At 68.9% G+C, this 12634-nt stretch carries 11 protein-coding genes; 2 read left to right on the top strand and 9 right to left on the bottom strand.

From position 1 onward, the window contains the following. Positions 1-9: 9 nt before the first annotated feature. The 9 genes from A5648_RS05110 to A5648_RS05070 form a co-directional block, all read right to left on the bottom strand. The gene (locus A5648_RS05110; protein ID WP_065023497.1) at positions 10-462 is read right to left on the bottom strand and encodes a MarR family winged helix-turn-helix transcriptional regulator; all 453 of its coding nucleotides are present in this window, start codon (positions 460-462) and stop codon (positions 10-12) included. 15 nt (positions 463-477) lie between these two features. Beyond that, on the bottom strand, positions 478-1731 hold the full coding sequence (locus tag A5648_RS05105) for a metal-dependent hydrolase family protein (protein ID WP_065023496.1): 1254 nt from the start codon (positions 1729-1731) through the stop codon (positions 478-480). Beyond that, positions 1728-2057, bottom strand: a complete 330-nt coding sequence (locus tag A5648_RS05100; RefSeq protein ID WP_065023560.1) for a hypothetical protein — start codon at positions 2055-2057, stop codon at positions 1728-1730. The genes A5648_RS05105 and A5648_RS05100 overlap by 4 nt, the downstream gene beginning before the upstream one ends. A 6-nt stretch (positions 2058-2063) precedes the next feature. Then, the gene (locus tag A5648_RS05095; protein ID WP_065023559.1) at positions 2064-3329 is read right to left on the bottom strand and encodes an aromatic ring-hydroxylating oxygenase subunit alpha; all 1266 of its coding nucleotides are present in this window, start codon (positions 3327-3329) and stop codon (positions 2064-2066) included. A gap of 129 nt (positions 3330-3458) precedes the next feature. Continuing rightward, positions 3459-4973 carry an amidophosphoribosyltransferase gene (purF, locus tag A5648_RS05090; RefSeq protein ID WP_065023495.1) on the bottom strand — a complete coding sequence of 505 codons (1515 nt, stop codon included), beginning with the start codon at positions 4971-4973 and terminating at the stop codon, positions 3459-3461. A 44-nt stretch (positions 4974-5017) separates the two neighbouring features. Continuing rightward, positions 5018-5419 carry a sterol carrier family protein gene (locus tag A5648_RS05085; protein WP_065023494.1) on the bottom strand — a complete coding sequence of 134 codons (402 nt, stop codon included), beginning with the start codon at positions 5417-5419 and terminating at the stop codon, positions 5018-5020. Positions 5420-5442: 23 nt separating this feature from the next. Continuing rightward, positions 5443-7161, bottom strand: a complete 1719-nt coding sequence (locus A5648_RS05080; protein ID WP_065023493.1) for an alpha/beta hydrolase — start codon at positions 7159-7161, stop codon at positions 5443-5445. A 10-nt stretch (positions 7162-7171) separates the two neighbouring features. Beyond that, positions 7172-9478 (bottom strand): phosphoribosylformylglycinamidine synthase subunit PurL, encoded by a 2307-nt coding sequence (gene purL / locus A5648_RS05075; protein WP_065023492.1) that lies wholly within the window; start codon positions 9476-9478, stop codon positions 7172-7174. Positions 9479-9488: 10 nt separating this feature from the next. Continuing rightward, positions 9489-10754 carry a M18 family aminopeptidase gene (locus A5648_RS05070; RefSeq protein WP_065023491.1) on the bottom strand — a complete coding sequence of 422 codons (1266 nt, stop codon included), beginning with the start codon at positions 10752-10754 and terminating at the stop codon, positions 9489-9491. 52 nt (positions 10755-10806) lie between these two features. Between A5648_RS05070 and A5648_RS05065 the strand changes: the two genes are divergently transcribed. Both A5648_RS05065 and A5648_RS05060 read left to right on the top strand, forming a co-directional pair. After that, positions 10807-11829, top strand: a complete 1023-nt coding sequence (locus A5648_RS05065; RefSeq protein WP_065023490.1) for a Dyp-type peroxidase — start codon at positions 10807-10809, stop codon at positions 11827-11829. Beyond that, the gene (locus A5648_RS05060) at positions 11826-12623 is read left to right on the top strand and encodes a family 1 encapsulin nanocompartment shell protein (protein WP_065023489.1); all 798 of its coding nucleotides are present in this window, start codon (positions 11826-11828) and stop codon (positions 12621-12623) included. The genes A5648_RS05065 and A5648_RS05060 overlap by 4 nt, the downstream gene beginning before the upstream one ends. The last annotated feature ends 11 nt before the right edge of the window (positions 12624-12634 follow it).

The following is a 12634-nucleotide window of genomic DNA, read 5'->3' as shown; positions in this document are numbered from 1 at the left end:
ATGTTGCGGTCAGCTCTCTACATGGTCGCCGAACAGGGTATGCCCGGTCCCCTGCTCGACCACGCGGGTCAGCAGCGCGCGCAGTGTCTCCTGCTCTTCCGCAGTCAGCACCCCGAACACCTTGTCGTGCGCGGCGATCGCGTCGGCGACAACCGCCGAGGCCACCGAACGCCCCTCGTCGGTGAGATACGCCCGCAGAATCCGGCCGTGCCGAGGATCCTGCTTGCGCTCCACCAGACCGCGGCCCTCGAGCGCACTCAACGCCAGCTGCACCCCCTGCGGGGTGATCAGCAGCCGGCGGGCCAACTCGGCGCCGGACAGCCCGGGTTCGCCGGACAGTTGGCGTAACAACCCGATCTGCGCGGTGCTCACCCCGTGATCGCTGATCGCCTCGTTCACGGTCGTCAGCGAATAGTAGAAGGCCTGCTTCAGCAGCCACAGGGTGTTGCGGGTGAGATCCATGTGCTCACTTCCCGGTCAGCTGCGCTTGTAGATTCGGCCGTCCTTCATGACAAAACGCACGTCACCAGTGGTGCCGATGTCCCGGGTCGGATCACCCGGTACCGCGATGATATCGGCGCGGTAGCCGGGCGCCAGCCGCCCCAGTTCGTCCGCGGCGTCGATGAGCTCGGCGCTGGTGACGGTCGCCGCGCGCAGTGCCTGCAGCGGTGTCATGCCGCGCTGCACCAGCGCAGACAGTTCCTTGGCGTTCTGGCCGTGCGGGATGGCCGGCGCGTCGGTGCCGCACGCGATGCGTACGCCCGCCTCGATCGCCCGGGGCAACATGGCCTTGGCTTTCGGGAAAACCTCGGCGGCCTTCTTGCGCAGTTCGGGCGCGATCCGGTCGACGGCCATCGCGTCGGTCAAGTAGGTGGTGGAGACCAGGAACGTACCGTGCTCGACCATCATCTCCAAGGTGGCGTCGGTGGCCAGGAAGCCGTGCTCGATGCAATCGATGCCGGCCCGGATACACGCCCGGATCGCCTTGTCGCCGATGGCGTGGGCGGCCACCCGCACCCCCGCGCGGTGCGCCTCGTCGGCGATCGCCGCCAGCTCGGCATCGGAGTACTGCTGGGCTCCCGGAGAGGTGCTGTGCGACATCACCCCGCCCGAGGCCGACACCTTGATCAGCTTGGCGCCGTGGCGGATCTGGTAGCGCACGCAGGCGGTCACGTCGGGTACGCCGTTGGCGATGCCCTCGGCGACCGACAACGGCATGACACCCGGCGCGAGCCGCTGGAAGACCGTCGGATCCAGATGACCGCCGTAGGGGGTGACGGCGTGACCGGCGGGATAGATGCGAGGGCCCACGTGCCAGCCCTGGTCGACGGCGCGCTGCAGGGCAACATCGAGAAGGTAGCCCCCGGTCTTGACCATCAACCCGAGATTGCGCACGGTGGTGAACCCGGCTTCCAGGGTGGTCCGCGCATTGACCGCGGCCCGTAGGGTGCGGTAGGCCGGGTCGTCCTGCACACCGTGCAGCGGTGTGGGAAGCCCTTCGGGGCTGCCCGGTCCCCCGATGAGCAGGTTGAGTTCCATGTCCATCAGACCGGGCAGCAACGTGACGTCACCGAGGTCGATGTCGTCGGCGGAAATCTCAACCGGCGCTTCGGGATTGATCGCGGTGATGCGTCCGTCCTCGATCAGCACGACGGCGGGGGAACGCACCACCCCGGCATCGATATCGAGCCACCGGGCGGCACGCACCACGGTGGTTGCCGGAAGGCTCACGGGAAGGGCTCGTAGACGCACTCGATGACGGCGGCACCCGAGTCGGGGACTCGCGGCTGCTTCCAGGATTCAGCCGGAAACGCCACCGTGATCATGGAATACAGCAGGTGCATCAGGTTCAGCACGTCCTCGGGCAGGTCGTCGAGACTGAACTTGTCACAGTAGGCCAGTGCGTCTTCGGCGCGGGCCGTGATGGCGTCGTAGAACGCCTGCATGTCCGCCATGGAACTGTTCATGCGCTTGGCGTAGCGCTCCGGTTCAGACCCGAGACACCAGTCGTTGAACGGCTCGAGGTCGGCGAACTCCGCCGGCAGCATAGCGGTCATCAACACTCACACCCTCACGTTCGAGTGATCGTATTCGGCTAACCACCTGGCGGTTTCGCAGTGGAAGTGCCGGATCAGCACCTCCTGGTCGTTGAGCAGGAAGTGGTCCACCGCGCCGGTGCCGAGCATCGTATGTGTCGCCTCCAAGGTGCTGGCATCCTGCAACCCGTACTCCTTGAACGACACCGCCGCAAGTTCCTGGGCGACCCGCTCCCGCGGCGTGCGCGGCTGTGGAAAGTACAGCGTCCCTTCGAAAATATGCGAGTCATGTGACGTCGGCCAGTAGTGGTAGGTCAGATACCAGCCCTGGCCCCAGAACAGGATCGTGAAGTTGGGGAAGATCTGGAACGAATCCAGGCCCCACGGATCGCATTTGGCGGGGTTGAGGCCCTCCGGCATCGGGCCCATGTCCGGCGCGTCCCACGGGCCGAACAACCCGCTCTGGCAGATCTCCTCGATGGGCTTGCGCATCTCCGCCGGCATCTCCCAGGCCCGCACGCCCGAGGTGCTCACCAGCCGATGCGGCCCCTCAAGACGGTAGTGGGGCGCTTCGAAACCGGCTTCTTCGGCGGCCACCCGGAAGGCCACCGGCGTCTGGTTCCCGTGCAGCACCGGCGCGTGATAGAACTCCTGAAACGCATCCAGGAACAGCTTCCAATTGGAGTTGACGGCCGATCGGTACTGCCACCTCGAGGTCATCTTCCCGAACGGATAACCGTCCAACGCCGTGACCATCGGCCCGAGGAATTCGCGCAGCGATTGCTCAGGCTCCCGCGCGAAGTTGACGAAGATGAAGCCTTCCCAGACTTCGCAGTGCACGCCGACCAGCCCGTAGCGGCTCTTGTCCAGGTCGAAGAACTCCTCTTCCTGCTGCACGTAGGTCAGATTGCCGTCGAGGTCATAGCGCCAGCCGTGGTACTTGCAGGTGAACTGGCGGCAATTGCCGCTGGTCTCCTCCAGCGGCATGGTGTCCCAGACCAGCTTGTTGCCGCGGTGACGGCAGACGTTGTGATAGGCCTTGACCTCGTCAGATGTCGTGCGCACCACGATGATCGAGGTGTTGACGACCTTGAGTTCCTTGGTGTAATAGCTTCCCTTTCGCGGAAGCTGTTCTACCCGACCGACATTCAGCCAGGCACGCCGGAAGATCGCCGCCCGCTCCTTCTCGTAGACCTCCGGCGTGATGGAATCCCGGTACGACACCGGTTCGGTACCGAGTTCGGGATAGTGCTGGGTCCAACTGCCCTCGGGCGGCTTGGGAAAACGCGCCACAACCACTCCTGTCCGTCTTCAGGTCACGAGCCTCGATGGCGCCGACGTTATCGACCGCCCGACCTAATGTCAAGTAGTTGATACTTGCGTCGGCTGGGGCCGCGAGGTGCTGCGGGAGACGGGGTTTGGTTAGGGCTGGCTCAGCGCCGGGTCGCTTGCATCGGCCTGCAATGCGGTGGTGGCCAGCATCTGCTCGACCACGTTTCTGCCCAGGGCACTGTCGCCGGGCAGCTCGATCGGATAGTTGCCGTCGAAACAGGCGCTGCACAGTCGCGAGCGGGGCTGCTCGGTGGCCGCGATCATGTCCTCCAGCCCGACGTAGGCGAGGCTGTCCGCGCCGATGGCGCGCCGCACCGCCTCGAGCATCTCGGCTTCGTCCTCGACCACGTTGGCGATCAGCTCCGCCGGCGAGGCGAAGTCGATGCCGTAGAAGCACGGCCACTTCACCGGCGGAGAGGCGATCCGCACATGCACCTCGATGGCGCCGGCTTCTCGCAGCATTCGCACCAGCGCACGCTGGGTGTTGCCCCGCACGATGGAGTCGTCGACGACGATGAGACGCTTGCCGCGGATGATCTCCCGCAGCGGGTTGAGCTTGAGCCGGATGCCGAGCTGACGGATGGTCTGCGACGGCTGGATGAAGGTCCGCCCGACATAGGCGTTCTTGGTCAGGCCCTGCCCGTAGTCGATACCGGACTCCTGGGCGTACCCGACCGCGGCGGGGGTGCCGGACTCCGGCACCCCGATCACCAGGTCGGCGTCGACGGGATGCTGGCGAGCCAGCCGCCGGCCGATCTCCACCCGGGTGGCGTGCACCGACCGGCCGCCGATGGTGCTGTCGGGCCGGGCCAGATAGACGTACTCGAACACACAGCCCTTGGGAGTGGGGTTGGCGAACCGGGTGGAGCGCACCCCGTCGGCGTCGATCGCCAGCAGCTCACCGGGCTCGATGTCGCGGACGAACGAGGCGCCGACGATGTCCAGCGCGGCGGTTTCCGACGCCACCACCCAGCCGCGGTCCAGCCGCCCCAGCGACAGCGGGCGCACCCCCCACGGGTCGCGGGCCGCATACAGGGTGTTCTCGTCCATGAACGTCAGGCAGAAGGCCCCGCGCGCCGTCGGCAGCAGCTCTAGCGCCGCCTGCTCCAAGGTGATGTCGGCGGCCCCGTGCGCCAGCAGCGCGCCCAGGATGTCGGAGTCGGTGGTGGCGACGCCGGGACGGCGGGTGTCGATCAGCCCCAGTTCGCGGGCGCGGCGGGCCAGTTCGGTGGTGTTGACCAGGTTGCCGTTGTGGCCCAGCGCCACCCCGGTGCCGGCCGCGGTGTTGCGGAACACCGGCTGGGCGTTCTCCCAGGTGGTGTCGCCGGTGGTGGAGTAGCGGCAGTGCCCGATCGCCACGTGGCCGGGCATGGCCGCCAGCGTCTGCTCCTCGAACACCTGACTGACCAGGCCGAGGTCCTTGAACACCAGCACCTGGGATCCGTCGCCGACCGCGATCCCGGCGGCCTCCTGGCCGCGGTGTTGCAGCGCATAAAGGCCGTAATATGTGAGCTTCGCTACTTCTTCACCGGGAGCCCAGACACCGAAAACACCGCATTCTTCGCGTGGCGGATTGTCAGGGTCTTCCACCTGCTGGTCAAGCACGTTGTGTCTGCTCCCGGGGGCGCGCGTAGATGACAGCGTTCAGTCTACGGGCTGTCGGCGCCGAGTTTCACCAACGGCAGCCATTCGCCGATCTCGGCGGCCCGTGAGCCGGACAGCCGCAGCTTTCCGGCCGCTGTCGCGTCGTCCGCCGCGAGCAGCCCGGTCGCCAGCAGCAGCCAGCTGCGCGGGTCGGTCTCGACGACGTTGGGCGGGGTGCCGCGGTTGTGCCGCGGGCCGGCGATGCACTGCACGGCCACGAACGGCGGCACCCGCACCTCGACGCTGGCCCCCGGGGCCAGCTCGGCCAGGGTGCGCGCGGTCAGGCGAACCGCGGCGGCCAGCTCGGCCCGATCCGGGGCGGGCAGGCTCTCATCGTGCAACCAGTCGGCGAGCGCCAGCACGGCGGCGCGGGTCTGGGCGGGGTCTTCGCGGGCACGGGCGGGCACATCTCAAGGCTAGGCGCGGCAGGCTAGGCGACCGCGCCCTCGGTTCCGCGGTCCTTCCGCAGCGCATCCCGGATCCGCTCGGTGTCATCCGCCTGCCAGCCGTCCGGCGGCAGCACGGCCACCCAGCCGTCCAGGATGGTGTCGGCATAGTTGTGGCCGTGCCCGGTCGGCATCGACTCGCCGTGCGCCAGATCGGCGCTGACCTGCCAGAACGTCACCACCGGATACCAGCGCATGGACGCGGTGCGGTCCGGGCCGGGCGGCTCGGTGAGCCAGTCCGGCCGGGCGAACAGCAGATCCGGTGACCACCAAACCACCGGATCGGAGGCGTGCTGCAGAAACAACACCCGGGGGCCGACCCACGGCGGCGCGGCGATCCGGGCGATCTCGGACGGCAACGTGGCCTGGGAGAACCGCACGGTACGGCCGTTGTCGTAGCGCGGCAGCACCGCGGTGCTGCCGGGGTCGCGCCGCACCAGCAGCGCGTGCCACAGCGGGCTGGCCTGCGGGGGCCCCACCCACAGCACCGCGTCGAACCCCAACTCGGGAATGTCGGGTAGCCAGTCGAACGCGGCCTGACCGGCCATCGCCCCGAGGCTTTCGCCGTAGAGCACCAGCTTGGGCCGGTGCTGCGCGGGCAGGCGCTGCCAGCGCTCGGCGATGGTGTGCACCAGCATCCGGCCGGAGTCCATCGATTTGCGCTGGTCGGCCAGGAACGAGATCCAGCTCGGCAGGTAGGAGTACTGCACGGCGACGATCGCGGTGTCGCCGTTGTACACCAGCTCCAGCGCGTTGGCCGCGACCGGATTGACCCAACCGGTGCCGGTGGTCGGTACCACGGCCAGCACCTGGCGGTCGAAGGCGTGCGTGCGTTCCAGTTCGTCGACCAGCAACTCCATCCGCGCCTGATCGTCATCGGCGCTGTGCAGGCCGGCGTAGACGCGGATGGGTTCGCGGGCCGGCCGGCCGTTGATCGCGCTGAGTTCCGCCGCGTGCGCGCCACCGGAGACGAAGCTGCGGCCCTGGCTGCCCAGGGTGTCCCACGGCGCCAGCGATGCCGGGCTGCCGGAGCGCTCCGGCTGCTGCGGCTGGATGGCCCAGGGTTTGGTGGCGCTGTTCTGGGGCTGGAACACCGCGCTGGCGCCGGCGAAGAACCCGCGGATCAGCACCCCGTTGGTCAGGGTGACCAGTACGACCACGACGATCGAGGTGCCGATGAACAGGGCGACCTCGTTGTGCAGGCGCCAGCGCCGGATCAGCGCCCGCGCCACCAGCCGGCTGATGTCGATCAGCGTCCGCACTGCCGCCACCAGGGCCGCGGCGACACCGAGAGCGACGCCGAGCGTACGCAGGTAGCCCAGCGTCGCCGGCCCTTCGATTCCCAGCAACGCCGAGACCTGCCGTTGCCAGCCGGCGGCCGGGATCAGCATCAGCACGCACGCCGTCGGCGCCGCCACCACGACGGCCGCCTTCAGCGCAAACAACACCCGCCGCGACGGCGGCCACCACCGCGCGCCGCGGAGCAAGAGCCGGTCGGCCACCGCGCCGATCAGCACGCCCAGGCCGTAGCCGAAGGCGGCGTTGATGCCGCCGATCAGCCCTTGGAACACCCAGTCGCGCGGCAACAGCGACGGGGTCAGCGACAGGCAGAAGAACAGCGCGCCGAACGCCACCCCGACGAACTTCAGGCGCAGCAGCCCCCATGCCCACACCAGCAGCGGGTGTCTGGCCGGTGCCTGCATGGCGCCCCGATTATCCGAAGATCCCCGGCAGCACTGCCTCGGACGTGCTGCGCAGTTCCGCCAGCGACACGCTGAACTGGCCCTGGACCTCCACCTCCTGCGAGGCCTGGTCCACCACGCCGACCCGGGTGACCGGCAGCCCGCGTGCCTCGCACATGGACCTGAACCGGCTCTCCTCGGTACGCGGCACGGCCACCAGGGCCCGCCCCGCCGACTCGGAGAACAAGAAGACGAACGGATCAACATCTTCGGGAAGCAGGACGCGGCAACCGGTTTCGCCGGCGATGGCCGACTCGACCACGGCCTGGATCAAGCCGCCCTCGCTGAGGTCGTGCGCTCCGGAGACCAGGCCGTCGCGGGAGGCCGCGCACAGCACCTCGGCGAGCAGCTTCTCGCGCTCCAGGTCGACTTTCGGGGGCAGCCCGCCCAGATGGTCGCCCGTCACCTGCGCCCAGATGGAGCCGTCGAACTCGTCGCGGGTGTCACCGAGCAGCATCAGGGTCTCCCCCGGCTCGACGCCGAACGCCGACGGCAGCCGTCGCTCCACGTCGTCGATGACGCCGAGCACACCGACCACCGGGGTGGGGTGGATCGGTGTCGCGCCGGTCTGGTTGTAGAAGCTCACGTTGCCGCCGGTGACCGGAATGCCCAGTGCCGCACAGCCGTCCGCCAACCCGCGCACCGCTTCGGCGAACTGCCACATCACCCCGGGGTCTTCGGGCGACCCGAAGTTCAGGCAGTTGGTGACCGCGATCGGGGTGGCCCCGGTGACGGCCACGTTGCGGTACGCCTCGGCCAGCGCCAGCTGGGCGCCGGCGTAGGGGTCCAGCTTGGTGTAGCGGCCGGAGGCATCGGTGGAGATCGCGATCCCGCGCCGGGAAGTCTCGTCGATGCGCAGCATTCCGCCGTCGGCGTGCTCGGCCAGCACGGTGTTGCCGCGCACGTACCGGTCGTACTGCTCGGTGATGAACGCCCGGCTGCACAGGTGCGGGCTGCCCAGCAGCGCAAGCAGAGTCGCGCGCAGCTGCTCGCCGGTGGCCGGCCTCGGCAGCGTGTCCGAGCGGTCGGCGTTGAGCGCGTCCTGGGTGTCCGGGCGGGCCACCGGCCGGTGGTAGATCGGGCCCTCGTGGGCCACCGTGCGCGGCGGGACGTCGACGACGGTCTCTCCGTGCCAGGTGATCTGCAGCCGGTCGCCATCGGTGACCTCACCGATCACCGTGGCCAGCACGTCCCACTTGGCGCACACCGCCATGAAGGCGTCGACGTTCTCCGGGGCCACCACCGCGCACATGCGCTCCTGCGACTCACTGGAGAGCACCTCGGCCGGGGTCATGTTCGCCGCGCGCAGCGGTACTTTCTCCAGCTCGATGGCCATACCACCGTCACCGGCAGACGCCAGTTCCGAAGTGGCACACGATAATCCGGCACCGCCGAGATCCTGAATCCCGACCACCAGCCCGGCGGCGTAGAGCTCCAGGCAGCACTCGATGAGGACCTTCTCGGTGAACGGGTCGCCGACCTGAACCGACGGCAGCTTTTTGCGCCCGGCACCGGACTCGTCGCCGCCGAAGGTGTCCGACGCCAGCACCGAGACACCGCCGATGCCGTCCAGGCCGGTGCGCGCACCGAACAGAATGATCTTGTTGCCGGTGCCCGATGCGAACGCCAGGTGCAGGTCCTCTTTGCGCAGCACCCCGACACAGAGCGCGTTGACCAGCGGGTTGCCGGCGTAGCAGGCGTCGAAGACGGTCTCGCCGCCGATGTTGGGCAGTCCGAGGGAGTTGCCGTAGCCGCCGATGCCGCGCACCACCCCGTCGAGCACCCGGCGGGTGTCGGGGGCGTCGGCGGCGCCGAAGCGCAGCTGGTCCATCACCGCGATCGGGCGGGCGCCCATCGCCATGATGTCGCGCACGATCCCGCCCACCCCGGTGGCCGCGCCCTGATACGGCTCGACGTACGACGGGTGGTTGTGCGACTCCACCTTGAAGGTCACCGCCCAACCGTCGCCGATGTCGACCACGCCGGCGTTCTCGCCGATGCCGGCCAGCATGGCTTTGCGCATCTCGTCGGTGGTGGTCTCGCCGAAGTACCGCAGGTGCACCTTGGAGGACTTGTAGGAGCAGTGCTCACTCCACATCACCGAGTACATGGCCAGCTCGGCGTCGGTGGGGCGGCGGCCCAGGATGTCGCGGATGCGCTGGTACTCGTCGTCTTTGAGGCCCAGCTCGGCGAACGGTTGCGGTTGATCGGGGGTGGCCGCGGCGTGTTCGACGGTGTCGAGCGGGGTCGGGGAGGTCACGGCCACAGTGTATGGCACCGATTTCGGCTCAGTCGGGAGCCAGGAAGGCCCTCAGAGCCGCCGCATAGAAGCTGACATCGCGCGCGCCCATCAGCTCACGCGCCGAATGCATGGCCAGCTGCGGTGCGCCCACGTCGACGGTGGGGATGCCGGTGGCCGCGGCGCTCATCGGACCGATGGTGGACCCGCACGGCAGGTCGGCGCGATGCTCGTAGCGCTGCAGCGGCACTCCCGCTTGGTGGCAGGCCAGGGCGAACGTCGCGGCGGTGCGGCCGTCGGTGGCATAGCGCAGGTTGGGTTGCACCTTGAGCACCGGCCCGGCGTTGACCGCGATCTGGTGGCCCGGTTCGTGACGGTCCGGGTAGTTGGGGTGGGTAGCGTGCGCCATGTCCGCCGAGGCCAGCGTCGAGCCGGCCAGCCGCCGCAGGAAATCCTCCCGGTCCCCGCCGGCGGCCAGCGTGATCCGCTCCAAGACGGTCAGCAGCAGATCGGACTGGGCGCCGTGATCCGAGGTCGACCCGACCTCCTCGTGGTCGAACAGCGCCAGCACCGGCAGGAAAGGCCCCGACTCGCCGGCCAGCAGGGCTTCCAGCCCGGCGTAGCAGCTGGCCTGGTTGTCCAGCCGCGGCGCGCTGACGAACTCCTGGCCGGCCCCGGTCACCCCCGACGGCGCCAGGTCATGGGTCATCAGGTCGAAACCCAGCACCTCGCGCGGTTCCACGCCGGCGCGTTCGGCCACGTAGCCGAGGAAGTCGCGGGGCGCGCCGCCGGCGGCCCAAACCGCGTTGAGGTGGCGCTGGGGGTCCAGCGTGACCGACCTGCGATCGTCGGCCAGGTGGATGGCCAGTTGCGGCACCCGCAGGATCGGCTCGTCGATGCGGACCAGGTGATGGGTGATTCCGGTACCGGCCTGAACCGAGAGCCGCCCGCTGACACCCAGGTCGCGGTCCAGCCAGGAGTTCAGCCAGGCACCGCCGTAGGGCGCCAACGCCACCAGCTGCCAGCCGGCCACCTCGCGGGCGGGATGCTGCTTGACCCGCAGGTTCGGGCTGTCGGTGTGCGCGCCGATGATCCGGAATGGCCAGGCGTGGCCGTCGTGCGCAGAACCATTCCACGCCACTAGCGACCCGGCCCGCACAAGGAAGTACCGCCCGGGTGCGGCCGGCCAGCGGTCGGTCTCGGCCAGCTCGGTGTAACCGGCCGCACGCAGCCGCTCGGCCACGGTCGCGCACGCGTGAAACGGCGACGGAGAGGCGTCGATGAACTCGCATAATCCGGTTGCGGTGGCCGCCATGTGCTCAAGTCTTTCGCATCTGGGGTGCAGCGGGCGCGTTAGGGTCGATACCGTGCCGTCCGTTCAGCCCGTCATCGCGCCCTTGACCTGTGCGGCTATTTTTCTGGTCGCCACCATCGATGAGGGTGGTGAGCCGACCGTGCACGAGGCGTTGCCGGAGCTGGCCGGTTTCGCCCGGGCGATCGGCTTCCGCGACCCGACCAAGCGGCTGTCGCTGGTGACCTCGATTGGCTCGGACGCCTGGGACCGGCTGTTCAGTGGGCCCCGCCCGGCCGAGCTGCATCCGTTCGTCGAACTGACCGGTCCCCGCCACAGCGCGCCGGCCACCCCGGGCGACCTGTTGTTCCACGTCAAGGGCGAGACGATGGACGTCTGCTTCGAACTCGCCGGCCGCATCGTCAAGGCGATGGCCGGTGCGATCACCGTGGTCGACGAGGTGCACGGCTTCCGATTTTTCGACAATCGCGACCTGCTCGGCTTCGTCGACGGCACCGAGAACCCGGTCGGCGACGAGGCGCTGGACGCCACCGCCGTCGGCGACGAGGATCCGGACTTCGCTGGCGGCTCCTACGTGCACATCCAGAAGTACGTCCACGATATGGCCGCCTGGGAAGCGCTACCGGTCACCGAGCAGGAGCGGGTGATCGGCCGCACCAAGGCCGACGACATCGAGTTCGACGACGCGGTGAAGCCGGCCGACTCGCACATCGCGCTCAACGTGATCGAAGACGAGGACGGCAACGAACTGGACATCGTGCGGCACAACATGCCGTTCGGCTCGGTGGGCGCCGGCGAGTCCGGCACCTACTACATCGCCTACGCGCGCAGCCCGCAGGTCACCGAGCAGATGCTGCGCAACATGTTCCTCGGTGACCCGCCGGGCAACACCGACCGCATCCTGGACTTCTCCACCGCGCTCACCGGCGGGCTGTTCTTCACTCCCACCGCCGACTTCCTCGACGATCCGCCGCCGCTGCCGGGCCTGGCGGCGGCCCTGACCCCCGCTGAACCCGTCGAACCCACCGGCGTTGATGGCTCACTGAATATCGGCAGCCTGAAAGGAATCTCGCAATGAACAACCTGTATCGCGATCTGGCCCCGGTCACCGAGGCGGCCTGGGCCGACATCGAGCAGGAGGCGGCCCGAACGTTCAAGCGGCACATCGCCGGACGCCGGGTCGTCGATGTGAGCGAGCCGGCCGGCCCGACGGCGGCCGCGGTGGGCACCGGCCGGCTGACCGGCATCGGTGACCCGGCCGACGGTGTGGTTGCGCACCTGCGCGACAGCAAACCGCTGGTGCGCCTGCGGGTTCCGTTCACCCTGTCGCGTGCGGAGATCGACGATGTCGAGCGCGGTTCGCAGGATGCCGACTGGGACCCGGTGAAAGTCGCCGCCAAGAAGCTGGCGTTCGCCGAGGACCGGATCATCTTCGATGGCTACCCGGCCGCCTCGGTGGAGGGCATCCGCAGCGCGAGTTCCAATGCCGAGTTGACGCTGCCGGACGACCCGCGGGACATCCCGGACGTGGTCAGCCAGGCGCTCTCGGCGCTGCGGCTGGCCGGGGTGGACGGCCCGTACTCGGTGCTGCTGTCCGCCGATGCCTACACCAAGGTCGCCGAGACCTCCGATCACGGCTATCCGATCCTCGAGCACCTGCGCCGGCTGGTCACCGGCGACATCATCTGGGCGCCGGCGATCGGCGGCGCGTTCGTGCTGACCACCCGCGGCGGCGACTTCGATCTGCGGCTGGGCACCGACGTGTCGATCGGCTACCTGTCGCATGACGCCGAGAACGTGCAGCTCTACCTGCAGGAGACGCTGACGTTCCTGTGCTACACCGCCGAAGCCGCGGTCGCGCTGACCTGCTAGCGCGGCGCTGG

Source organism: Mycolicibacter sinensis (assembly GCF_001673565.1).
Taxonomy (GTDB): Bacteria; Actinomycetota; Actinomycetes; order Mycobacteriales; family Mycobacteriaceae; genus Mycobacterium; species Mycobacterium sinense_C.
This window is presented reverse-complemented; position numbering and strand designations above follow the sequence as displayed.